A 22,986-nucleotide genomic window follows, 5' to 3' on the forward strand; every position below is an offset into this window, starting at 1 on the left:
ATGAACTGCCCCGAGAGCTACGCGTGTTGCTACGCTGACGGCCGCGAGGTCGGGATTGCCCATCGAGGGACACCATGAGACAGAAGATCGTGCGCCTGGTTCTGGTCGGCGGAGTGCTCCTGCTTGCCATGCTTCTGCTGCTGGCCACGTGTGGCAGCGGCGGGAAGAAGAAGGCCGACGAGTCGGGGAAACAGGTCAGGACGAGCGCGTCGCCGGTGACCCAGCTCACGGTCCCCGCCGCGTTCGAGACGAAGCACGGCTGGGAGTTGGTCGGTACCTCGCCCGACTACGCGATCTCCCGGGAGACGGGCCGTCTCGCCTACCTCGTACGGGCTTCGGACACCAAGTACCAGCTGCGGACCATCGACTCGAAGACCGGTGAGTCGGGCTGGCACGCGGAGAGCTGGCGCCCGCCGTCCCCGAAGCGCTTCCCGAGGCTGCTGACGGCCACCGTGGACGACCGTGAGTACTTCGTGACGTGGGCATACGGCAAGGTCGGCGAGAACGCGCTGACCCCGGCCGACACGATCGTCTCGATGGACATCTACAACGCGGAGGACGGCAACCGGCGGCGTGTCGAGGTGCCGTGGGGCTCCGTTCCGACGGTCTCCTCCACCGGTCCCGGCATTCTCATCAGCGACGGCCGGACGAACAGCGCGGTCGTCGACCCGACGACCGGCCGGGTGTCGCAGATCGCCGCCGCCCAGTTGAAGTACCCGAAGGACTGCCCCGCCTGCAAGCAGCTCACCGAGGTGCACGGGCTGGCGCAGAAGGGTCTGCTGGTCAGCGGCTCCAAGGAGTTCTGGGTGCAGGACGGCTGGTTCAGCCGCGATGTCGCGCCCAAGGGAACCGACCGCCGCAGCGGGATCCCCACGTCGGTGATCCGCGGCCTGGTGCTGGCGAAGTGGCAGCTCGCGAAGGGGGAGAAGCGCGCCGCCACCCACGACCTGTGGACGGTGCACGACCTGGAGAAGGGCAAGCCCCTCGCCTCGGTGGAGTGCAGCAAGCCCGCGATAAAGCCGGGCCAGTACCCGCAGCTCGTCTCCGCGCCCTCCGGTGGCTTCCTGGTGGCCGGACCCCTCGCCTTCGACGTGGTCACGAAGCGGGGCTTCTGCTTCGAGGGCACGGACGGCGCGAAGCCGCTGACCCTGGTGTCGGTGGACGACGAGGGCATCGCGTACGGCGCGTCGAGCGCGCGCAACGCGGGGGACGTGCTGGCCGGCGGCGGCGCACCGGTCGCGGTGGCGGTCAGGAGCGGCTCGACGGGCGCCCTGCCGTCGAACGTGCGGGTTCCGGGCGCGGTGACCTCGGACGGCGTGGGGCTGTTCCGCTGGACCGACGAGAAGGACCGCCCGCATCTGCTCGGCTACCCGGGCACGCGCTGAGCCGTACGGGTCCGGCAGCCGCCCGGGGCCGGTCCGTACACGCCGGTCCGTACGCGGGCCACGCGCCCGGTGGTTCGCATCGGCCGGTCCGCTCCCGGGCCCCGCGTCGGTCCGTACCGCCCGGTCGGGGCGGCGCGGCGCACCCGGCGCGGAGCCGGCGGGCGTCCCCCGGCCAAACCGAGTCCGCAGGCACGGCCGGAGCGAGCCCGGTCCCGGGTCTGCCCGCCTCCCTGCCGGGACCGGCCCCTGCTACGAGGTCCGCTGCCAGGGCCGGCACATCCCCAGGAAGCACGCCATCGCGCCGAGCCCGCACACCAGCTGCACGACCGCCATCGGAACGGCCGTGCCCTCGCCCGCGATCCCGACGAGCGGTGAGGCGATGGCACCGACCAGGAACGACGACGTACCGAGCAGCGCGGAGGCGGATCCGGCCGCGTGCTTCGTACGCATCAGGGCCTGCGCGTTGGTGTTCGGCATCGCGAGCCCCATCGCCGACATCAGCACGAAGAGCCCGGCCGCGATCGGGACCAGGCCCACCTCCCCGAGGATCCCGGACGTCATGACCAGCAGCGCGGTCGCGGCGAGCACGATGACCGAGAGGCCGAAGGCGAGCGCCTTGTCCAGGCTGACCCGGCCGACCAGCAGCTTGCCGTTGATCTGGCCGACCACGACCAGGCCGATCGAGTTGACCCCGAAGAGCAGGCTGAACGTCTGCGGAGACGCCCCGTAGATCTCCTGCACGACGAACGGCGAGGCGCTCACGTACGAGAAGAGGACGGCGAAGGCCAGGCTGCCCGCGATCATGTAGCCGGTGAAGACCCGGTCGGCGAGCAGCCCGCGCATGGTGCGCAGCGCGTCGGCGAAGCCTCCGGTGTGCCGGTCCTGCGGCGGCAGCGTCTCGTGCAGCCACTTCCAGACGACCAGGGTGAGCAGCAGGCCGACCACGGCGAGGACGGCGAAGATGCCCCGCCAGTCGGTGAACCGCAGCACCTGCCCGCCGATCAGCGGGGCGACGACGGGGGCTGCGCCGGAGATCAGCATCAGGGTGGAGAAGAACCTGGCCATCTCCACGCCGTCGTACAGGTCGCGCACCACGGCGCGGGCGATGACGATGCCCGCCGCGCCGGCCAGCCCCTGGACGAGGCGGAAGCCGATGAGGAGTTCCGCGGTGGGGGCGAAGACGCAGATCACGGTGGCGACGACGTAGACGGCCATGCCGAGGAGCAGCGGCGCGCGCCGCCCCCAGCGGTCGCTCAGCGGTCCGACGACGACCTGCCCGAGCGCCATGCCGGTGAGGCAGGCGGTGAGGGTGAGCTGGACGGTCGCGGCGGATGCGTGCAGGGACTCGGTGACCGCGGGCAACGCCGGCAGGTACATGTCCATGGAGAGCGGCGGCAGCGCGGTGAGACCGCCGAGCACCAGGGTGACGAGCAGACCCGCGCGCCGCGCCGCCCCGGTCGCGGCCGGTCTCCCGACGGGCCCGCCCTCGGCCGCGGCCTCGCCCGCCCGGTCCACGGTCTTCGATATATGCGCGTCGTCCTGTTGCGCTCCGCTCTGCGCCATTCTCATCTCCAGTCGTTGAATCTACATCTATGCTCTCAGTTCGGCCGCACTGGTCGAGACCTTCTGTCGGAGCCTTCCGGGGGCACGCCGGAACCTTCCGGAAGCACGGGGAGCGGGGAGCGGGGATGGCGGGCACGGGCGGGGCGGTGCGCTGGGGCGTGCTGGCGACGGGCGGTATCGCCGCGACGTTCACCGAGGACCTGCGGGCGCTGCCGGGCGCGGAGGTGGTGGCCGTGGCCTCTCGTACGGAAGCCGCGGCCGAGGCGTTCGCGCGGCGGTTCGGAATACCCCGCGCGTACGGAAGCTGGGCCGGGCTCGCCGCCGACGAGGACGTCGACGTGGTGTACGTGGCGACACCGCACTCGGCGCACCGGGAGGCGGCGGGGCTCTGCCTGGAGGCCGGGAAGCCCGTGCTGTGCGAGAAGGCGTTCACGCTGAACGCGCGGGAGGCCGGCGAGCTGGTGAAGCTCGCCCGGGAGCGCGGTCTGTTCCTGATGGAGGCCATGTGGACGTACTGCGACCCGGTTGTCCGGCGGATGACGGAGCTGGTGCGGGACGGCGCCATCGGTGAGATCCGGGTGGTTCAGGCCGACTTCGGGCTCGCGGGGTCCTTCGGCCCCGACCACCGGCTGCGGGATCCGGCGCTGGGCGGCGGCGCGCTGCTGGACCTCGGGGTCTATCCGGTGTCGTTCGCGCATCTGTTGCTGGGCGAACCGGACCGGGTGCGGGCCGACGCGCTGCTGTCCCCGGAAGGCGTCGACCTGAACACCGCGATGCTGCTGGGCTGGTCGCAGACGGGTGCCTCGGCGCTGCTCAACTGCTCGATCGTCGCGGACACCCCGCTGACCGCCTCCGTCACGGGAACGAAGGGCCGGATCGACGTCCCACGCGGCTTCTTCTCCCCGGAGCGGTTCGTGCTGCACCGGGAGGGGCGCGAACCGGAGGAGTTCACGTCGGGTCCGACGGGTACGGCGGGTGCCGCGGTTCCGGTGGGTCCTGCGGACGCGGTGGGTCCTGCGGACACGACGAGCACCGGGCTGCGCGGGCTCCAGTTCGAGCAGGTGGAGGTGATGCGGGCGCTGCGGGCGGGCGAGACGGAGTCGCCGCTGGTGCCGCTGGACGGCTCGCTCGCGGTGATGCGGACGCTCGACGCGGTGCGCGACCGCATCGGCGTCCGCTACCCGGCGGACGGTCTCGGCTGACGTCCCGCCCGGCGACCCCGGCCGCGGTGTCTGGCACGACGTGCCGGAGCCGGCCCAGGCGCCCGCCCGGCCTACGCGGGCGTGAGCCCCTGGTTCCCCACCTCCGTGACGAACGATCCGGCGGTTGTCACGGGCGCTCCGGGCGTGGTGACGGCCGACACCGTGCGGTAGTCGGCACGCGCCCGTTCACGGCCGAGCGTGACGAGGGCGTAGCCGCGCCGGCCGTTGAAGAACTTCAGATGCGGGTTGGCCCGCATCAGGTTGTCCCAGCTGCCGGGCCGGTCCGAGCCGTCCTTGCCGCTGGTGATGGACGTGGTGACGATCTCGGTGCCGAGGGTGCGGGAGGCCGGGTCGTCGAAGTCCTTCTTCAGGTCGAAGCCGTAGTGCACGTGCACATCGCCGGTCAGCACCATCAGGTTGTCGATCCCGGCGGCCTCGGCGCCGTTCAGGACCCGTGCCCGCGATGCGGGGTAGCCGTCCCACGCGTCCATCGACAGCTTGAAGGCGTCGGTGGGGACGTCCCGCCGCCGAGCGAGGACGACCTGCTGCGGCACGACGTTCCAGGTGGCCTTCGAGGCGCGCCAGCCGTCCAGCAGCCAGCGCTCCTGGGCGGCGCCGGTCATGGTGCGCGCGGGGTCCTCGGACTCCGGTCCGGGCCTCTGCCAGCCGTCCCCGTACGCCTGGTCGCTGCGGTACTGGCGGGTGTCGAGGATGTCGAACTGGGCGAGGGTGCCGAAGTGCAGGCGCCGGTAGAGCTTCATGTCCGGGCCGGTGGGGCGCTGTGGGACGCGCAGGGGCTGGTTCTCCCAGTACGCGCGGTAGGCGGCGGCGCGGCGCAGCAGGAACTCCTGCGGCGGCACGTCGTTCTCGGGGATGTCGCCCGCGTAGTTGTTCTCGGTCTCGTGGTCGTCCCAGGTGACGACGAAGGGGTGCGCGGCGTGGGCGGCGCGCAGATCGGGATCCGACTTGTAGAGGCCGTACCGCAGCCGGTAGTCCTCCAGTGTGATGGTCTCGTGGTTGAAGTGGGCGGGCAGTCTGCGGTCGGTGTACTTGCGGGCGCCGCCGACCGCGTCGACGGCGTACTCGTAGAGGTAGTCACCGAGGTGGAAGACGGCGTCGACGTCCTCTTCGGCGAGGTGCCGGTACGCGGTGAAGTAGCCGTCGTGGTACGCCTGGCAGGAGACGGCGGCGAGGCGCAGCACGCCGTTGCGGGCGCCCCGGGCGGGTGCGGTGCGGGTGCGGCCGACGGGGCTGGTCCAACTTCCGGTGCGGAAGCGGTAGTAGAAGACCCGGTCGGCTTCGAGGCCGTTGGCTTCGATGTGGACGCTGTGGTCGAACTCCGGGTGGGCGGTGGCCTTTCCGCGCCGGACGACGCGGGAGAAGCGTGCGTCGTGTGCGATCTCCCAGCTCACCTCGACCCGGGCCCGGGGCAGTCCGCTGCCGGCTTCGTACGGGCGGGGCGCGAGCCTCGTCCACAGCAGGACCGAGGAGGGCAGCGGGTCGCCGGAGGCGACGCCGAGGGTGAACGGATCTTCCTTGATCTTCCGGGTGTCCAGTTCGGCGGCGCTCGCGGTGCCCGCGGCAGGCAGGTTGACCGAGAAAGCGAGCGCGGCGGCGGCACCCGTGACGGTGAGGAAGCGGCGACGTCCAAAGAGCCGGGCGGCGTCGCGCATCTCCTGCGGGTGCGGTGAATGCGTCATCTGTCCCTCTCCTGGCTGGTGGTGTGCCCGGCAAGTGCACCGGTCCAGCCCTGCGAGCACCTGTCGTGTTCACGTCGCGTGAGCGTCGGGTGGATGAGGAATGCGGCGGGAATGGATGCACGGGGCAAAGCGCGCATACACATCGAGGGGCACGATCCCCGCGCGGAAGCCCGGCCATCCGGTGAAACGCCGCCCCCTAACCGTTCCTGGCCGACCATGAGGAGCCGCCGCCCGTCGGGCCGGAGGCAGAGGGAGCGGACCAACCCCCGTCCGGCGCCGAAGAGTTGTCGCGCATGCCCCTACCCGGAGGAATTCCAACGTTCCGCCCCGAACAGTCACGGAACCGCACTATGATCACAACGCTTCACCGGCAGAACATATGAGGATCACAGAATGCGCATACGCATCGCAGCACCGCTCGCCCTGGCTGCGGCCACGGCCGTGGCCGGCCCGCTGCTCGTCACGGCCCCCGCGTCGGCCGCCACGCACAAGGGCGGGCTGCACCTCGGGAAGATCCAGTACGACAGCCCCGGCAAGGACACCCGCAGCAACGCCTCGCTGAACGCCGAGTGGGTGGACATCCACAACAACGGCAAGTCCAAGCTCCAGCTCAAGGGCTACAAGCTGAAGGACAACACCGGTTACACCTACACCTTCGGCAACTACACCATCGGCGCGGGCAAGACCGTCAAGGTCCACACCGGCAAGGGCAAGAACGGCTCTGGCCATGTCTACTGGAACCGCGGTTCGTACGTCTGGAACAACACCGGCGACAAGGCGCGGCTGATCAAGCCGAACGGCAAGCTCCAGGACTCCTGCTCCTGGTCGAAGACCGGCAAGGGCGTCAAGAACTGCCACTGAGCGGGACGACCACTCCCCTGCCGCCGCCCGCGACGGGCGGGAATGCTCCGGGCGGCGGCACGGTTGATCTGCGGCATGAGTCAGAATTCGGATACCGGGGTCCTGCGGTACACCGCCTTCTCCGCCGATCCGGCGGGCGGCAATCCGGCGGGGGTGGTCCTGGACGCGTCCGGTCTCGACGGGGCGGCGATGCTCTCCCTCGCGGCGGAGCTGGGCTACAGCGAATCCGCCTTCCTCACCGGCCGGACCGGGCCGGCGGACGGGGAGCCCCCGGCCGACGGGCCTGCGGGCACCGCGCCTTCGGGTACGGAACCCCCGGGCGCGGGATCGTCACGCACAGCCCCTTCGGGCACCGGGCCGTCGGCCGCCCGCGCGTACCGGATCCGCTACTTCAGCCCGAAGGCCGAGGTCCCGTTCTGCGGCCACGCCACCGTCGCGGCGGCCCTCGCCCTCGCCGAGCGCGACGGCCCCGGTGATCTGGTGTTCCACACCGCCGCGGGCCCGGTCCCGGTCACCGTCGCCCGGCAAGGCGCCGAACTGCGCGCCACGCTCACCAGCGTCGAGCCGTACGTCACGGACATCTCACCGGACGACCTGACGGAGGCGCTCGCCGCCCTGCGCTGGCCGGCCGCCGGTCTCGACCCGGCCCTGCCGCCCCGCATCTCCTACGCGGGCGCCCGCCATCTGGTCCTGGCCGCGGCGACCCGCGAGCGCCTCGCGGACCTGGACTACGACTTCGCGCGTCTCGAAGCGCTGATGCACCGGCTCGACCTGACCACCCTGCAACTGGTGTGGCGGGCGTCGCGGACGGTCTTCCACGTCCGTGACCCGTTCCCGGTCGGCGGTGTCGTCGAGGATCCCGCCACGGGCGCGGCGGCGGCCGCGTTCGGCGCCTACGCCCGCGCACTGGGCCTCGTCCCGGACTCCGCGACGCTCACGCTCCACCAGGGCGAGGACATGGGCCGCCCCGGCACGCTCACCGTGGAACTGCGCACGGGCGACGCCCGAGTACGGGTCAGCGGAACCGGCACCCGGATCATGGACTGATCCTGCGCCGCGCCCCGCCGGCGGCCGGCTCCCGGCCCCGGCCGGCCTCCGGGTCCCCGCCCCTTTCGCAGGCACCGCTTCCCCGGGTGCCCCGTGAACACCGCACCCCCTGAGCGCCACTCTCCCGAGCGCCACTCCCCGGGCGCCCCGGGCATCACGGCCCGGCCTCGCTCCCGGCTCAGGCGTCCTGCCCCGCGCCCCCGGGGGCCGGGCGCCGCACGGACTCCAGGTGCTGCCGGTACCAGGGGGCATGCCGGGCGAACGCGGCCGTGAACCCCTCGCCCGGCTCCCAGTCGAAGTCCCGGCCGGCCCGCTCATCGGCGAACCAGTGGTCCACGGCGAGCATGCCGAGGTGGTGCAGCGCGTACGGCACACCGGCCAGCCGCTCGCGGGCCTGCGCCACGTCGATCCTCTCGGCCCCCCAGGGCAACCGCAGCGCGTCGACGACCGCGGACAGCAACCCCGAACAGCTCACCGGCTCGGGATGGTTGACGTGGTAGACCCCGGCCACGTCCTTCGGGGACAGGGCCGCTCCCAGCAGCGCCCGCCCCAGCGCCCCCGCCTCGATCATCGAGTGCCGCGCCTCGCACCCGGTCGGGACGGCCGAGAGCCGACCGAGCAGGGCCACCAGTCCGGGCACGGCCCACCGGTCCCCGGTCCCGTAGACGATGTGCGGCCGCATGACGACGCCACCGGCCGCGAGCACGTGCCGCTCGGCGGCGGCCCGGGTCAGGCTGGTCGTGGACGCCGGAGCGGGCGCGGCCTCTCCGGGCCGAAGCCGGGTGAACGGGCCCCGCCCGTAGACGGACGCCGTGCTCAGCAGGACGATCCGGGGGACCCGGCAACGGACGGCCTCCTCGACCAGAGCCCGAGTTCCTTGATCATTGACGGACCGGGCGGTCGGTTCGTCGCCCCCGATCGCGGAGGCGCAGTGGATCACCGCGTCGACCCCCTCGCAGCTGCCGCGCAGCGTCTCCGGGGCACCGAGATCCCCGGACACGGTCTCCGCCCCGGGCCCGATGTCCGCGGCGCCGGACGCGGCGAGAGCGGTCCGGTGGGTCATCAGCCGCAGCCGGAGGCCGGGGACGGCGCGGGCAGCGGCCACCACATGGCCCCCGATGAAGCCGGTGGCGCCGGTGACGAGCACGCGCGGCCCCGCGCCCCGGCGCGAGCCCCCGCCCCCCCGCGGCACCGCGGGTCCCCCCGGCGTCCGGGACCCCCCGGGCGTCCCGGCTCCCCGCGGCGTCACGACTGCCTGCCGCGGGGCACGGCCGCGCGGTACCGCGAACCCTGGACGGGCGATTCGAGGGTGCAGGTGAAGGCCGGGCGATCGTCCTGGGTCGCCGTGACACGCATCCGGGACACCGCCGGGTCGTCGGTCGGCAGGCGCCGCGCCTCGATCCAGCAGGGGCGGTCGAGCTCCACGTACCGGAGGAAGTCGGTCCGCACCGACACCGGGAGGAAGTCATGGCCGGGAGTGGCGGCGATGGCCGCCTGGCGGGCGGCCTCCAACAGCAGAATGCCCGGCACATGGTCGTTGGGCCGGGCGAACAGGGTGGGGTGCCGGGTGTCGCACCGCAGCTGCCAAACGTTTCTCCGTGCGACGGGCGCCAGGACCACATCGCGCTCGTCCGCCCTGCCCACCTCGGCCGGGGAGACGGCGGGCAGCGGGGGTATCGGCGTGCCCCCGACATGTCTGCGCTCGCCCCGCAGCTTGTCGTACGCCCGGGCCGACGTGCAGCTGATACGCCCGCCGCCGCGGGCGAGGACGGTGCCCAGGCGGTGCAGCAGCAGTTCGACGTGCATGGAGCCGATGCTCTGGCGCAGACGCTTGATGCGGGAGCAGGTCACGTCCACGGTGATGTCCCAGGGCTCGTCCCCCAGCAGCAGTCGCCCGGGGTCGGCGACGTACGCCAGCTCCCACATCACGAACTGGTCCCCGTGCGGGACCCCGAACTCCGCGTGGCCCAGCAGCATCGTCGTCTGGCGCATGGTCTCCGCGATCAGCAGCGGGTCCTGGTGACGGCCCGCGACGGGCGTGAAGAACCGGTGCGTACGCGGCCATCGGGCCGACACCGAGAACTGGGTGCCGGTCTGCGGGGTCCAGCCGCCGGTGGGGAAGACGTCCCGCGGGTCGGGCCGGTGGACGAGACGCCCCAGCAGATCCGCGTGCACCTGTCTGCGTCCGGGCACCGCCCCGTCGGCGGCCGGGACTCCGGTGGTTTCGCGGGCCCCGGCGCCCTCGGTATGGTCCGAGGCGTTGTGCGAGGTGAGCTGAACCATGAATCTCCTCCCAGAGGATCCATACCGGGAGGGCCGAACGCCTCCACAGTAAGATACTGACAGTCCGGTTTTCCTATCCAGCCATACTTGGTGCTGACCACGCCACGGCGGAGAGAGACTTGTAGCTGATGGCACAGCAGGCGCGCGCGATCCAGACCCGGCGGTCGATCCTGGTGGCGGCCGCCGCCGTATTCGATGAACGCGGCTACAGCAGCGCCACCATCAGCGAGATCCTCTCCCGGGCCGGAGTCACCAAAGGTGCACTTTACTTCCACTTCTCCTCGAAGGAAGACCTGGCGCTCGGGGTGATGGACGTCCAGCTCGACAGCAATCCGCTGCCGCAGCTGACGAAGCTTCAGGAGTTGGTCGACCAGGGAATGTTGCTGGCCCACCGGCTCCGTCACGAGCCGCTGGTGCGCGCCAGCGTCGGACTGGCCATGGACCAGGCGGTGGAGGGCCTCGACCGGGGCACCCCGTTCCGCGCCTGGATAGACAGGCTGGAGCACCTGCTGAACGCGGCGAAGGAGCAGGGCGAACTGCTGCCGCACGTCGGCCCCCGCGAGACCGCGGAGATGCTCGCCGGTGCGTTCTCCGGCATCCAGGTGATGTCCCAAGCCCTCTGCAAGCGCGAGGATTTGGGGCAGCGCATTTCGGTGCTTCTGCACTTCGTGCTGCCGAGCATCTCGACGCCGGCGGTACTGGCCACGCTCGACATGGCCAAGGACCGCGGCGAGCGGCTCTCCGAAGCCCTTGAAGCGTCGGTCGGTCAGACCGCCGGCACGACCGGCTGACGATACGACCGCCAGGCGCGCACGGGCGGGGACACCCGCACGTCCGTCAGCCCGGACCGGGCGTGAACTTCCCTGCACCGCGGCATCAAGACTCGTGCGCCGCGCAGGCGATGTCGGCTCAATCGGTGGCACCCGGGGTGTGGGCCGACAAGACTGGAGGGGCCGACCGACCGACCGGTCCGGTTGGGACCTCCGCACCCGTGCGCGTCGGCCTGTCGGCAAACCGGCCCGTCGGTCCGCCGACAGGCGCCGGTCCCGAGACAGGACGAGACAGGAGTCGCCGATGTCCATCCGCCGGATCGTCCCCAACATCCGGACGTCCACCGTCGCCCCGGGCACCGCAATGGAGCGGAACGCGGAGTTCTACGGCCGGTTGGGCCTTCAGGAGGTCATGAACCACGGCTGGATCATGACGCTCGCCTCCCCCACCCGCCCCGCGGCCCAGATCAGCATCGTGGTGGCCGACGCGACCGCGCCGGTCACCCCGGACGTGAGCGTGGAGGTGGACGACGTCGACGCGGCGTACCGGGCCATGAAGGAGAGCGGCGCGGAGATCGTGTACCCCTTGCACGACGAGGACTGGGGCGTACGCCGCTTCTTCGTCCGCGACCCCAACGGCTGCGTCGTCAACGTGCTGGGCCACCCGGACCGGCGCTGAGCCGCCGAGGGTCTGTGGAGCACCGGCACGGCGTTCCGGTGCTCCACAGACCCTCATGCCATCGGCGCACCGCCGTCGTACGGCAGGATCCGCCGCAACAGCCCCCGGGGATGTCCGCGCCCGCGCCACTCCCTCGGATATCCGATGGAGACCTCCTCGAAGCGCACCCCGTCGTACCAGGTCGTGCGCGGAATGTGCAGATGGCCGTAGACCACGGCCGCCACGTTGAACCGCCGGTGCCAGTCGGCGGTGAGCCCGGTGCCGCACCACTGCGCGAACTCGGGGTACCTCAGCACGTCCGTGGGCTCCCGCACCAGGGGCCAGTGACCGGCGAGGACCAGCGGGACCTCCGGATCGTGCGCGGCGAGCCGCCGTTCCGTCTCCGCCACCCGGGCCCGGCACCAGTCGTCCCGGCCGGGGTACGGGTCGGGGTGGAGCAGGTACTCGTCGGTGCAGACCACCCCCGTCTCGTGCGCGTACGCGAGGGACTCCTCCTTGGTCGTGGTCCCCGGCGCCCGGAAGCTGTAGTCGTACAGCACGAACACGGGCGCCACGGCCACCGGTCCGCCGGGCCCCGGCCACAGCGGATACGGGTCCTGGGGCGTCGACACCCCGATGTCCCGGCACACCTCCACCAGGTGCTCGTAGCGTTCGCGCCCCCGCAGCTGGAGCGGATCCCGGTTGACCGTCCACAGCTCATGGTTGCCGGGGGTCCACAGCACCCGGGAGAACCGGTCCGCGAGCAGCCGCAGCGCCCACTCCACGTCCTCGACCTGTTCCGCGACATCACCGGCGACGATCAGCCAGTCCTCGTCCGTTTCGGGCCGCAGGGACTCGGCGAGGGGGCGGTTGTCCGCGATGCCGACGTGCAGGTCGCTCACCGCTAACAGGGAACCGCGGCTTCCGGGGGCGTGTTCGGACAACGGAGCACCTTTCCCGAGGAGTCAGCTCCTTATGATCGTGCCTCACAACCGGCCCCCCGCCCAGCGGTTCCGGCGGACGCGTCATCCCGGCCCGTCGTCCCGGCCCTTTGTCCCGGCCCGGCATTCCGGACGTTCCTCCGGCTCCGCGTCACCCGGCCGTGTGCGTCCGGGCGGACCAGTGCAGACCGAGGCCGAACTCGAAGAGCGGGTCAACGGTGTCGAAGGGGACGCCCTCGCGTGCCGCGGCGACCGGCGCCCCGAGCGGGGCCGGTCGAAGAGGAGCCGCCCGCTCACGGTCGCCCGGCCGCTCACCGCGTCGAGGAGGACGTCGTCGACGACGCCGAACGTCCCGGTCGGGATCACGCCGGAGAGGGCGTCGAGCGGGGTCAGCACGGCCGCGCGTTCGAGGAAGACGTCGACGAACCGTGGGAACGGCCGCCGCGACGCGTGAGACGTGCCGGACGGTCTCCTCCGGGAATCCGAGGCTGCCGGAGTGGAACGTCGCTTCGAGCGAGCCCCCGGGACGGGCGTCGAAGGACGCGGCCAGGCGCAGGATCGCGAGGTCGGCCTCCGCCACGCCGCCGACCGGAACGGCGTACCGGGCCAGGACGTCGCGGTCGGCCCCCTCGGCGTAGACGTGCGCGTCCGGACCGAGGCGTACGGGCCGGCCGCGCAGGGCGACGACGGCCGACGCGCTGCGCCGGCGCGGGTCCGCACGCCCGGGGCAGCGGCCGACGCCGGCGCCCTGGGACCGGACCGGGCCGTCCGCCGGGCAGGTCCCGGCCCGCCCGTTCCCGGCTGTCTCCGGTCGTGTCCGGCCGGCCGGTGCGGGCGGGCGTCGGCGGTCAGCGGGGCGGCTGCTGGCCCGGGGGCAGCGCGGACTGTGGCGTGGCGACCGGGTCCGGGGGCTGCGGGCCCGGTTCGAAGGTGACCGGCGGCCGCCCTGTCCTCTTCACGTCCTCCAACTGCCGGTATATGAACGTGGCCGCGTCGCGCACACGCGCGGGTATGTCACCGCGCTCGGCGACGAGTTGATGGTAGATGGGGACGTCTTGGAACATGCTCGATCAGGCCTTCCGGATTTGCGGCTTCGCCCCGCTGGGCGGCGGTGACCGAGTGTAAAGCCCTGCCGATCGGCGGTTCACGCGGGCGTCGCCAACGTACCGTCACCTGGCCTGCCGCGACGACCGGACGACGGGCGGCACATGGCGGGCGCGGGCTCCGTACTCGTGGCCACGATCACGTGCCGGGCACCCACCCCGTGCGAAGGCAGCCTGACTTCTGCCCCTACTCGACAGGCTCCGGCAGGGCGGTCTCGGCGACGGCGATGGTGCCCTGGGCGACCGCGCAGAGTGTCTGGTTGCCCTCGGAGTCCACCGTGAAAAGGTCGCAACGGCAGACAACCCGGGTGCGGCCGGGGCGCACGACCTGGGCATGGGCGCGGAGTACCTCACCCCGGGCGGGTCGCAGGTAGTCGATGGAGTAGCCGGCGGTGAGTACCGCAGGGCCGACTACCGTCCCGGCGGCGAAGGTGAGCGCGTTGTCGGCCGCGTAGCTGAGGACACCGCCGTGCACGAAGCCGTTCTGCTGGCGCAACTCGTCGCGGATGTCCAGTTCCAGGGTGGCGCCGCCGTCACCGAATGCCGTCAGTCGGGCGCCGAGATACATACTGAAAGGCTGGGAATCCAGCACCATCCGGGCGAGTTCCAGATTCGGGGAATACACATTCATCTCGACCTCACTTCACTAGTGGACTGAGCATCGCATCGCGCCGCTGTCCTCCCGCATCCGACCTGGCGCAGAGCGCCGCCGCGGGGCTGCGGTGCACCGGATTCGGTGAGACGCGGACCACCGGGTCCGTCTCATCGAACTTGTCGTGATCCTTCGAACCGGCCGGCGGCGGTACGGCGTACCCCAACGCCTCGTACCAAAGGCGAGCGACGCGCTCAGGTTCTGCGCAGTCGAAGGCGACTTGGAACTGCTTGACCGAGGCCATCGGTCCACCATAGTGGCGCGTGCTGTTCACCGGGACCCTGGGATGTCGTCACCGCGCTGGTCGAGGTGTCGCGTGACCTGAGGAGCGCCGACGGACCGGATCGCCTGGGACGACCAGCGAATCGGGCCGGATCATCCGAGACAGGGGGCCAATGCGCATGAGGAGGGGCACCGGCACGGTTCGGCCGGCTCCCGTCCTCGGTGCGTCGGCGGGTACGCACCAGGGTGCCGTCGAGCAGGACGACGACGCCGCCCTTCCGGTCGGTCTTCTTCAGTGCGCGGTCCAGGCGCGGGACACGGGCCGACAGCCCCCCAGTCATGTCCAGCAGCCGGCGGCGCACGGTGGACGCGGAGACCCCGTTGCCGCCCGCTCTGCCGGAAGCCGCCGGTCGTGGCGGGTTGTTCGGGACCGGTCGGCGCGGCCCACACTTTCTCGGGCGGGTGGCGCAGGTCGCGGGTCGGGAATCCGGCCGGAAACACGGAACACCCCCGGGCGGAAATCCGCCCGAGGGTGTTTCACCGTGATCCTCACGCACGCGGGCATGGAGACCGCGCGGACAGGCGTGAGATCATGGTCGCCGGGTGGGGGCGATCATCCAAGCGGTGGGTAATCCGGGCACGACGGATGAGGAGCATCGCAACTCCGTGATCAGCAGACCGTGTTCTGTTCAGCTACCGGGGTGCTCCATCGCGCCTGTCCGCGCGAGTTCTCAGTCGGTGAAGACGACGACCCCGCTGTTGGGACTGTTCTCCAGGTGCACTACCGGGCATGAGGTCTCCTGCTCGGTGTTCTGGTTCTTGATCTGGATTCCGCAGAAGGGCGAGTTGTCCCAGTCGAGCTGGTTGAAGTTGCTGAGCACGGGGATGTTGTCCCCGCCGACGCCACGAGGGGCAGCGCTGGCCTCGCCGACGCCGGCGAAGAGGATTCCGCAGGTGGCCGCGGCCACTGCTGCGATCTTCTTGACATTCCTCATGTGTTCTCCTTCGCTGTTCTGCCCTCAGATGGGGCAGACACCGTAGGGAACGATCCGCAAGATCGACGTGTAACGTCATCCAGCCGTCGACCACTCGCTCGGCCGTACACATCACGAAACTCCCGGAGGAACTGAGCCCCGACCCACCGGCCTGGCGCCTGCAGAGCGGGCTTGCCGTCAGGAGCTTCGTCGTTCCGTACAGCCGCCGAAGGCCACCAACCTCCCGGCACCACGGTCAGGTTGGAAAAGGCTCAGCGGCAGACGAGTCGGGCTGTACGCCGGGTTCTGTCACCCGGTCACCTCGCGGCGGCCGGGGAGACGGCCATCCATCTAGGACCGGCATTGCTGCCGGCCTCGTGCGGTCTACCCGCGAACTCGGGCGGGCCGCCCTCGATCATTCGCGCAGGGCCGTCTCGCGACGGCCCCTCTTGACCTTGCTCCGGGTGGGGTTTACCTAGCCGCCTGGGTCACCCCAGGCGCTGGTGGTCTCTTACACCACCGTTTCACCCTTACCGAGGACCGAAATCCCCGGCGGTCTGTTTTCTGTGGCACTGTCCCGCGGGTCACCCCGGGTGGCTGTTAGCCATCACCCTGCCCTGTGGAGCCCGGACGTTCCTCGGGGAGATCCGGGGATCTCCACGCGGCCGTCCGCCCGGCTCGTCTGCCGTGCCGACCATGCTACCCGCCGCGTGAGCGGGGCGGCGCCGGGCAGGGCCCGCCGGGCGTCGGGCGGGCCCGCGGCGAATGCGGCGGGCGTGCTTGACCCTGCCGCGGCGTCAACGTTTCTACTGACCCCATGCGGATAGGAGAGATCGCCGCGCTCGTCGGGGTCACCTCGCGGGCGATCCGGCACTACCACCACATCGGGCTGCTGCCCGAGCCCGGGCGGCGGGCCAATGGCTATCGGGTGTACGGGGTGCGCGATGCGGTGGCGCTGGCCCGGATCCGGCGGCTGACCGAACTGGGGCTTGCGCTGGACGAGGTGCGCGATGTCCTGGCCGACGACGACGGCCGCGAACTCGCGGACATCCTCGTCGAGTTAGATGCGGATCTGGCCCGGCAGGAACGCGAGATCCGGGAGCGGCGGCGACGGTTGGCCCGCTTGCTGGACGGTGCGTCGGACACCGGGAAGTCCCTGCCGCACGCGCTGGCCGAGCTGCTGGGGACGGCGCCCGGCATCGGCTCCCCCACGGCCGCCCGGGACCGTGAGCACCTGGTGCTGCTGAACACGGTGACCGATGACGCGTTCTCCGGCGCGCTGCGTCCGTTGACCGGGGATCCCGGCGTGTACGCGCTATACGAGCGGCTCGACGCGCTGGCCGGGGCCGCCGTGGACGATCCGCGCATCGCCCCGCTCGCCGCCGCGCTGGCAGCCGCCGTACCGGACGAGGTGCTGAACGGGGTACTGACGACGGTTCCGCCCGACGGTCCGGCCGCGGTGCCGGGCTTCGGCGAGGCTCTGCTGGACGACTACGCGCCCGCGCAGGCCGAGGTGATGCGCGGGGTGATGGCGGCGCTGGCCGCGCGGGTGGCGGGACGCGCGGCGGAGCGGGGAACGGGATGAGCCGACGGGTGGTTCGGGGCGTCGCGGCAGCCGCCCTGGCCGTGGAGGCTGCGCTGGCGGGCTTCCGGATGACCGGGGTCCGGATACCGGGCGCGGCTCTGTCAGGAGCGGCGGTGCTGGTGGTGTCCGCGCTGGCGGTCGAGTGCCTGGTGCTGGGGCGGCTGTGGCGTGCGGCCCGGCGCTCGGGGGCCGGCCGACGGGCGGCGCTGGGTGCGGTCGTGCGTGTGGCCGTACCCGAGCCGGTGCGCCGGCTCGTCGCGCACGAGGTGCGGGCGCTGGGCAGCCTCGGGCTGTGGGTGCTGCGGCGGCGCCACGGGGTGCCGGAGGGCTCTCTCGCCGTTCCGTACACCGGTCCGCAGACGGCCCTGGTGTACGGCCTGCTGCCCGTCGCGCTGGTCGAGACGACCGTGCTGGCACTGCTGATCCCGTGGCCGGTCGTGCACGCCGTGGTCCTGGTGCTCGACGCGTACGGGGTGGTCCTCGTCCTCGCGTTCCATGCCTCGTGTGTGACCCGGCCGCACGTGGTGGAGCCGGACGGGGCGCTGCGGATCCGCTACGGCGCCCTGTTCGACCTGCGGGTTCCGGCGGCGGCGATGGCGTCGGCGCGGGTCGAGCGGCGCTGCCCCGAGGGCGGGTCGCCGCGTGTGGGGTCGGACGGGGCGCTCGATCTCGCCGTGGGCGGTCAGACGACGGTGACGGTGGAGCTGACCGGTCCGGTGGACTACGTACGGCCGCTGGGGAAGCGCGGCTCGGCGCGGACGGTCCGGTTCCACGCGGACGATCCGGGCGCCGTGGTGACCGCTCTCATCCGGGGGCCGTCGACGCCCCCGTAGGCTGGTGCGTGGCCCTCGTCGGGCCGTCTGCCTGTGCGTACGTACGAAGGGAAACGCCGTGCTGGTGCTGTTGCCGCCGTCGGAGGGCAAGGCCGCGTCGGGGCGGGGCGCGCCGCTGAAGCCCGAATCGTTGTCGCTGCCGGGGCTGGCCGCGGCGCGGGCGGCGGTCCTCGACGAACTGGTCGAGTTGTGCACGGCGGACGAGGAGAAGGCCCGCGAGGTGCTCGGGCTGAGCGAGGGGCTGCGCGGCGAGATCGCGAAGAACGCGGAGCTGCGGACCGCGGGGACGCGGCCGGCCGGGGAGATCTACACCGGGGTGCTGTACGACGCCCTGGACCTGGCCTCGCTGGACACCGCGGCCAAGCGGGCGGCCGGGAGGGCGCTGCTGGTCTTCTCCGGGCTGTGGGGTGCCGTGCGGGTGGGCGACCGGATTCCGTCGTACCGCTGCTCGATGGGTGTGAAGCTGCCCGGCCTGGGCGCCCTCGGGGCGTACTGGCGGGGTCCGCTGGCCGAGGTGATGCCGGAGGCGGCCGGGGACGGGCTCGTCCTGGATCTGCGGTCCTCCGCGTACGCCGCCGCCTGGAAGCCGAAGGGAGAGGTGGCGGAGCGCACGGCGAGCGTGCGGGTGCTGCACTCCCAGATGGTGGACGGGGTCGAGAGGCGGTCGGTGGTCAGCCACTTCAACAAGGCGACGAAGGGGCGGCTGGTGCGCGACCTGCTGAGGTCGGGCGCACGGCCGAAGCGGCCCGCGGAGCTGGTGGAGGCGCTGCGGGATCTCGGGTACGTGGTGGAGGCCGAGGCACCGGCTCGGTCGGGGCGGGCGTGGGCACTGGACGTCGTGGTGACCGAGATCCACTGAAACCGGATCCCCGGCCCCTGGTCTGCCGGGTCGCGGATCCGTTGGACCGAGATGCTCCGAACGGGGCCGCTGGGCCGGGATCCGGCAGGTCGACATCGGACGGGCGTTGCAGCATGCGCAACGCCCGTTGTGCATGGTGCTCGCTCGCGGCAGGATGTGCCGCATGACCTCCTCTGTACTGGACCTCGCCCCCGTTCTCCCCGTCGTCGTCCTGGAGGACGCCGCCGACGCGGTGCCGCTCGCCCGAGCCCTGGTCGCCGGCGGGCTTCCGGCCATCGAGGTGACCTTGCGGACGGCCGCGGCCCTGGAAGCGATCGAGGCGATCGCCGACGGGGTACCCGATGCCGTGGTCGGCGCCGGCACGGTGATCTCGGTGCGGAACGTGGCCGACACGGTCGCCGCGGGGGCCCGGTTCCTGGTCAGTCCCGGCTGGACGGACACGCTGCTGGACGCGATGAAGGCGTCGGGGGTGCCCTTCCTGCCGGGGGTCTCGACGACGTCCGAAGTGGTCGCGCTGCTGGAGCGCGGGGTCACGGAGATGAAGTTCTTCCCGGCCGAGGCGGCGGGCGGCGCCGCATATCTGAAGGCGCTGTCCTCACCGCTGCCGCAGGCCCGGTTCTGCCCGACGGGCGGCATCTCGCCGGACCGCGCGCCCTCCTATCTGGCGCTGCCCAACGTCGGCTGTGTCGGCGGAAGTTGGATGGTTCCGGCGGACGCGGTGGCGGCGAAGGACTGGGCGCGGGTGGAGCGGCTGGCGCGCGAGGCGGCGGCGCTGCGCGGCTGACGGGGCCGGCACCGCGGTCGAGTCGGTGCGGGCCGGGAACGGGGGCGCGCCGATCGCGGTGGGCCGGCCCCGGACGCCACCGATCGGCCGAGCCCGTCCCGAGCCCGGACCGGCCGGAGGCGGGCTCGGGCAGACGCGGCCTAACGCAGGTGCGAGGTGTCGTTCAGCAGCCGGACCGACGCGTTCCCGTCCGCGTAGTACGCCACCGCGGACACCGAGGCCGCCGAGAGTTCCATGCGGAACAGGGCTTCCGGAGGGGCGCCGAGGGCCAGCCGCACCAGGATCTTGATCGGGGTCACATGGGTGACCAGGAGGACCGTACGGCCCGCGTAGCGGGCGACGAGGCGGTCCCGGGCGGCCGCCACCCGGCGGGTGACCTCGGCGAAGTTCTCCCCGCCCCCGGTGGGAGCGGCCTCCTCGGAGGCGAGCCAGGCGTCCAGGTCGGAGCCGTGGCGCTCGCGCACCTCGGCGAACGTCAGCCCCTCCCAGGCGCCGAAGTCCGTCTCGCGCAGCCCCTCCTCGATCCGGACCTCCAGACCGAGCCGGGCCGCCACCGCCCCGGCGGTCTCACGGCAGCGTCGCAGCGGGGAGCTGACGATCTCCTCGATCGTGCCCCGGGCGGCCAACGACAGGGCGATGGCCTCGGCCTGGCGGCGGCCGGCCGCGGAGAGTTCGGGGTCGCTGCCGCCGCTGCCCGAGAACCGCTTCTCGGGGGTGAGCGCCGTCTCGCCGTGCCGGAGCAGGACGAACGTGGCGGGCGCGCCAAGATCGGGGGCCGCTCCCCAGCCCCGCTGGGGAGCGGACGCCGACGGGGCCGTGCCGGCTGACGGGACCGCGCCCGTCGTCGGAACGGGGCCGACTGCGGACGGGGCCGTATCCGCTACCGGAGCCGTACCCGCTGCCGACGGTGACGGGGCCGTGTCCGCCGTCGGAGCCGTACTCGCCGACGGCCGGGGCACGAGGGCGGCGCGGGCCCTCGCCGCGCCCGCCGCCGCGTCGCCGGGCGGTCCAAAGACCGGTGGCAGGGCGTCGGCCACCGAGGGCCGGGCGGTGTCGAGGGCGGCCGTCGACGCCGACGGTTCCCACTGCTCACCCCGACGGCCCGCGTCCATCGCCTCGTTGGCGAGCCGGTCCGCGTACTTGTTCTCCTCGCGCGGGATCCACTCGTACGTGACCGCGGAGGGCGGCAGCACCCGCGCCGCCTCGGCCGCGAGCGGCTTCATGTCGGGGTGCTTGATCTTCCACCGGCCCGACATCTGCTCCACGACCAGCTTGGAGTCCATCCGGACCCGCACCCGGAGCGCGTCGTCCGCCGACGCGTCCGGCACCAGGGCCTTCGCCGCCTTCAGGCCGGCGATCAGGCCCTTGTACTCGGCGACGTTGTTCGTCGCGACGCCGATGTACTCGGCGGTCTCGGCAAGGGTCTCCCCCGTCGACGGGTCGATGACGACCGCCCCGTAACCGGCGGGCCCGGGGTTGCCCCGGGAGCCCCCGTCGGCCTCGACGACGAACTGGCGCGGCGGGGTCATTACAGGCCCGACTCCGCCGTGCGGACCAGGATGCGCCGGCAGTTGTCGCAGCGCAGCACGGCGTCCGGGGAGGCCGCCTTCACCTCGTTGATCTCGGTGATGTTCAGTTCGAGGCGGCAGCCCTCGCAGCTGCGCTGGTAGAGGCGGGCGGCGCCGACCCCGCCCTGCTGCTCGCGGAGCTTCTCGTACAGCTTCAGCAGGTCCGCGGGGACGGAGGCCGCGACGACCGCGCGCTCCTTGGCGACCGACGCCGCCTCCTCGTCGAGCTCCTTCGTCGCGGCGTCACGGCGGGCGGTGGCGTCGTCGGCCTTGGCCTGGACGGCGGAGACCCGGTCGGACAGCTCGGCGACGCGCCCCTGGACGGTCTCCCGGCGCTCCATCACTTCCAGGACGATGTCCTCCAGGTCGCCCTGACGCTTGGCCAGCGAGGCGATCTCGCGCTGGAGGTTCTCCAGGTCCTTGGGCGAGGTGATCGCGCCCGAGTCGAGGCGCTGCTGGTTGCGGGCGGCCCGCTGGCGCACCTGGTCGACGTCCTGCTCCGCCTTGGTCTGCTCGCGGGCGGTGTCGCTCTCCTCGGTCTGCGAGGCGATCAGCAGGTCGCGCAGTTGCGCGAGGTCGCTGCTGAGCGAATCGATCTCGGCGTGCTCGGGCAGGGACTTGCGCCGGTGGGCGAGCTGCGCCAGGCGGAGGTCGAGGGCCTGGACGTCGAGGAGTCGGATCTGGTCGGCGGGCGCGGCGTTCAGTTGGGGGCTCCAGAAGAGTGGTGGGTGGTGGTGGTCCAGGGGTCGGTGACCAGCTTCGAGACATGGACCCGAAGGTCCCATCCGTGGCGGTCGGAGATCGCGTCGAGCTGCGCGGCGGCCTGTTCGCACCAGGGCCACTCGGTGGCCCAGTGCGCGGCGTCGAGCAGGCCGAGCGGTGAGTGCTGGATGGCCTCGGAGGCCGGGTGGTGGCGCAGGTCGGCGGTGAGGAACGCGTCGACGCCCGCGGCGCGCACGGCGTCGAAGAGGCTGTCGCCGGAACCGCCGCTGACCGCGACGGTCCGCACGGTCGCCGTCGGATCCCCGGCGAGCCTGATGCCCTGCGCGGTGACGGGCAGCCGGGTGGCGGCACGGGCCGCGAAGTCGGCCAGGCTCTCGGGGTGGTCGAGCACGCAGATCCGGCCGAGGCCGCGACGGCCCGAGGGGTCGGTGGGATCCGGTACGAGGGGCCTCTCGACGCGCAGGTCGAGGGCGCCGGCGAGGGCGTCCGAGACGCCCGGGTCGGCGGTGTCGGCGTTGGTGTGGGCGACGTGCAGCGCGATGTCGTGCTTGATCAGGGTGTGCACGACCCGGCCCTTGAAGGTGGAGGCGGCGACCGTCGTCGTCCCCCGGAGATAGAGCGGGTGGTGGGTGACGATCAGCTGGGCACCGAGCCGGAGCGCCTCGTCGACGATCTCCTGGACGGGATCGACGGCGAAGAGCACCCGGTCCACGTGCGAGGCGGGGTCGCCGCAGACGGTGCCGACCGCATCCCAGCTTTCGGCCCGCTCGGGCGGCCAGAGCGCGTCGATCTCGGCGAGGACTTCAGACAGACGGGGCACAAGGAAAAGGCTACCTGCCCGGCGCGCGCCGTCGACCAGGGCCGCCGACCACCGCCGTCGGTCTCGCTGCCGGTCGTACCCACCGCTCCCACCGCCAGTCATGGCGGACGGCCTCGCCGGCGGTCATGACCGGCGGTGCCCTGCGGACGGCGGCCGTCGCCCGTCGGCCTCCCACGGGCCGCCGCTCGGCCGTACCCCTCGGCTGCGGCCCGGGGTCGCGGCGGTCCGGACGGTGGATACCCCGGTCCGCCCCGAACCCGGAGGGGGCCGCCGCCCACGTGTACGGACGGCGGCCCCCTCCAAGCGACTCGGCGCCCCTGCGCCGCGCCCCCTTGCGGCCCGCGCCCCCCGCGACGTGTACGCATGCGGCTCGCGCCGCCGCTTCTCGGGCTCATGCGACGCGCGCCGCGCGGACGGCCGGGTCAAGAACACCGGCCACCGCGTGGAACCGGC

The 22,986-nt window shown here is 72.5% G+C and carries 22 protein-coding genes and 1 other RNA gene; 10 read left to right on the plus strand and 13 right to left on the minus strand.

Going from position 1 to position 22,986, the window contains the following annotated elements; translation table 11 throughout:
• Positions 1 to 74 precede the first annotated feature (74 nt).
• Positions 75 to 1,385: a hypothetical protein gene (locus ACIHCL_RS02225; RefSeq protein ID WP_399855956.1), complete on the plus strand. Its 1,311-nt coding sequence runs from the start codon at positions 75 to 77 to the stop codon at positions 1,383 to 1,385.
• 249 nt (positions 1,386 to 1,634) lie between these two features.
• On the opposite strand, the gene ACIHCL_RS02230 is transcribed toward ACIHCL_RS02225, so the two are convergent.
• On the minus strand, positions 1,635 to 2,954 hold the full coding sequence (locus tag ACIHCL_RS02230; protein WP_399855958.1) for a multidrug effflux MFS transporter: 1,320 nt from the start codon (positions 2,952 to 2,954) through the stop codon (positions 1,635 to 1,637).
• A gap of 119 nt (positions 2,955 to 3,073) precedes the next feature.
• Between ACIHCL_RS02230 and ACIHCL_RS02235 the strand changes: the two genes are divergently transcribed.
• A complete protein-coding gene (locus ACIHCL_RS02235) occupies positions 3,074 to 4,150 on the plus strand; it encodes a Gfo/Idh/MocA family protein (RefSeq protein ID WP_399855961.1) in 1,077 nt (358 codons plus the stop codon).
• Between the two features lie 71 nt (positions 4,151 to 4,221).
• On the opposite strand, the gene ACIHCL_RS02240 is transcribed toward ACIHCL_RS02235, so the two are convergent.
• Complete coding sequence (locus tag ACIHCL_RS02240) at positions 4,222 to 5,850, minus strand: alkaline phosphatase D family protein (RefSeq protein ID WP_399855963.1); 1,629 nt, start codon at positions 5,848 to 5,850, stop codon at positions 4,222 to 4,224.
• 393 nt (positions 5,851 to 6,243) lie between these two features.
• On the opposite strand from ACIHCL_RS02240, the gene ACIHCL_RS02245 reads away from it, so the two are divergent.
• The gene (locus ACIHCL_RS02245) at positions 6,244 to 6,711 is read left to right on the plus strand and encodes a lamin tail domain-containing protein (RefSeq protein WP_399855966.1); all 468 of its coding nucleotides are present in this window, start codon (positions 6,244 to 6,246) and stop codon (positions 6,709 to 6,711) included.
• 75 nt (positions 6,712 to 6,786) lie between these two features.
• Complete coding sequence (locus tag ACIHCL_RS02250; RefSeq protein ID WP_399855969.1) at positions 6,787 to 7,758, plus strand: PhzF family phenazine biosynthesis protein; 972 nt, start codon at positions 6,787 to 6,789, stop codon at positions 7,756 to 7,758.
• A 178-nt stretch (positions 7,759 to 7,936) separates the two neighbouring features.
• Here ACIHCL_RS02250 and ACIHCL_RS02255 read toward each other — a convergent pair whose 3' ends face one another.
• Together ACIHCL_RS02255 and ACIHCL_RS02260 are read right to left on the minus strand one after the other, a co-directional pair.
• Complete coding sequence (locus ACIHCL_RS02255; protein WP_399855971.1) at positions 7,937 to 8,905, minus strand: NAD-dependent epimerase/dehydratase family protein; 969 nt, start codon at positions 8,903 to 8,905, stop codon at positions 7,937 to 7,939.
• 98 nt (positions 8,906 to 9,003) lie between these two features.
• Complete coding sequence (locus ACIHCL_RS02260) at positions 9,004 to 10,041, minus strand: ScbA/BarX family gamma-butyrolactone biosynthesis protein (protein WP_399855973.1); 1,038 nt, start codon at positions 10,039 to 10,041, stop codon at positions 9,004 to 9,006.
• A 128-nt stretch (positions 10,042 to 10,169) separates the two neighbouring features.
• On the opposite strand from ACIHCL_RS02260, the gene ACIHCL_RS02265 reads away from it, so the two are divergent.
• Complete coding sequence (locus ACIHCL_RS02265) at positions 10,170 to 10,832, plus strand: ScbR family autoregulator-binding transcription factor (RefSeq protein WP_399855976.1); 663 nt, start codon at positions 10,170 to 10,172, stop codon at positions 10,830 to 10,832.
• Between the two features lie 283 nt (positions 10,833 to 11,115).
• Positions 11,116 to 11,490: a VOC family protein gene (locus ACIHCL_RS02270; RefSeq protein ID WP_399855978.1), complete on the plus strand. Its 375-nt coding sequence runs from the start codon at positions 11,116 to 11,118 to the stop codon at positions 11,488 to 11,490.
• A gap of 53 nt (positions 11,491 to 11,543) precedes the next feature.
• Here ACIHCL_RS02270 and ACIHCL_RS02275 read toward each other — a convergent pair whose 3' ends face one another.
• From ACIHCL_RS02275 to rnpB, 6 genes are all read right to left on the minus strand, one after another.
• On the minus strand, positions 11,544 to 12,371 hold the full coding sequence (locus tag ACIHCL_RS02275) for a metallophosphoesterase family protein (protein WP_399855981.1): 828 nt from the start codon (positions 12,369 to 12,371) through the stop codon (positions 11,544 to 11,546).
• A gap of 887 nt (positions 12,372 to 13,258) precedes the next feature.
• Positions 13,259 to 13,474 (minus strand): hypothetical protein, encoded by a 216-nt coding sequence (locus ACIHCL_RS02280; protein WP_399855984.1) that lies wholly within the window; start codon positions 13,472 to 13,474, stop codon positions 13,259 to 13,261.
• A 226-nt stretch (positions 13,475 to 13,700) separates the two neighbouring features.
• The gene (locus ACIHCL_RS02285; protein WP_399855986.1) at positions 13,701 to 14,144 is read right to left on the minus strand and encodes a PaaI family thioesterase; all 444 of its coding nucleotides are present in this window, start codon (positions 14,142 to 14,144) and stop codon (positions 13,701 to 13,703) included.
• Positions 14,145 to 14,151: 7 nt separating this feature from the next.
• Positions 14,152 to 14,409 (minus strand): VOC family protein, encoded by a 258-nt coding sequence (locus ACIHCL_RS02290; RefSeq protein ID WP_399855989.1) that lies wholly within the window; start codon positions 14,407 to 14,409, stop codon positions 14,152 to 14,154.
• Positions 14,410 to 15,118: 709 nt separating this feature from the next.
• The gene (locus ACIHCL_RS02295; protein WP_399855991.1) at positions 15,119 to 15,382 is read right to left on the minus strand and encodes a hypothetical protein; all 264 of its coding nucleotides are present in this window, start codon (positions 15,380 to 15,382) and stop codon (positions 15,119 to 15,121) included.
• 258 nt (positions 15,383 to 15,640) lie between these two features.
• Positions 15,641 to 16,042, minus strand: an RNA gene (rnpB, locus tag ACIHCL_RS02300) — RNase P RNA component class A.
• Between the two features lie 136 nt (positions 16,043 to 16,178).
• On the opposite strand from rnpB, the gene ACIHCL_RS02305 reads away from it, so the two are divergent.
• From ACIHCL_RS02305 to eda, 4 genes are all read left to right on the plus strand, one after another.
• Complete coding sequence (locus ACIHCL_RS02305; protein WP_399855994.1) at positions 16,179 to 16,946, plus strand: MerR family transcriptional regulator; 768 nt, start codon at positions 16,179 to 16,181, stop codon at positions 16,944 to 16,946.
• Positions 16,943 to 17,779, plus strand: coding sequence for a hypothetical protein (locus ACIHCL_RS02310; protein WP_399855996.1), 837 nt, complete (start codon positions 16,943 to 16,945; stop codon positions 17,777 to 17,779). The genes ACIHCL_RS02305 and ACIHCL_RS02310 overlap by 4 nt, the downstream gene beginning before the upstream one ends.
• Before the next feature lie 58 nt (positions 17,780 to 17,837).
• Entirely contained in the window at positions 17,838 to 18,638 is an 801-nt protein-coding gene (gene yaaA / locus ACIHCL_RS02315) for a peroxide stress protein YaaA (RefSeq protein WP_399855998.1), read from the plus strand.
• Between the two features lie 163 nt (positions 18,639 to 18,801).
• A complete protein-coding gene (eda, locus tag ACIHCL_RS02320; RefSeq protein WP_399856000.1) occupies positions 18,802 to 19,422 on the plus strand; it encodes a bifunctional 4-hydroxy-2-oxoglutarate aldolase/2-dehydro-3-deoxy-phosphogluconate aldolase in 621 nt (206 codons plus the stop codon).
• A gap of 140 nt (positions 19,423 to 19,562) precedes the next feature.
• Here the strand turns inward: eda and ACIHCL_RS02325 are convergent, their stop codons facing one another.
• The 3 genes from ACIHCL_RS02325 to ACIHCL_RS02335 are packed head-to-tail and all read right to left on the minus strand — an operon-like array spanning position 19,563 to position 22,533.
• Positions 19,563 to 20,951 (minus strand): bifunctional RNase H/acid phosphatase, encoded by a 1,389-nt coding sequence (locus ACIHCL_RS02325; RefSeq protein WP_399856002.1) that lies wholly within the window; start codon positions 20,949 to 20,951, stop codon positions 19,563 to 19,565.
• Positions 20,951 to 21,694, minus strand: coding sequence for a zinc ribbon domain-containing protein (locus ACIHCL_RS02330; protein WP_399857105.1), 744 nt, complete (start codon positions 21,692 to 21,694; stop codon positions 20,951 to 20,953). The genes ACIHCL_RS02325 and ACIHCL_RS02330 overlap by 1 nt, the downstream gene beginning before the upstream one ends.
• Positions 21,691 to 22,533, minus strand: a complete 843-nt coding sequence (locus tag ACIHCL_RS02335; protein WP_399856005.1) for a Nif3-like dinuclear metal center hexameric protein — start codon at positions 22,531 to 22,533, stop codon at positions 21,691 to 21,693. Before ACIHCL_RS02335 ends, ACIHCL_RS02330 begins: the two co-directional genes overlap by 4 nt.
• Positions 22,534 to 22,986: the final 453 nt, after the last annotated feature.

It is taken from the genome of Streptomyces sp. NPDC052042 (genome assembly GCF_044548345.1).
Lineage (GTDB): Bacteria > Actinomycetota > Actinomycetes > Streptomycetales > Streptomycetaceae > Streptomyces.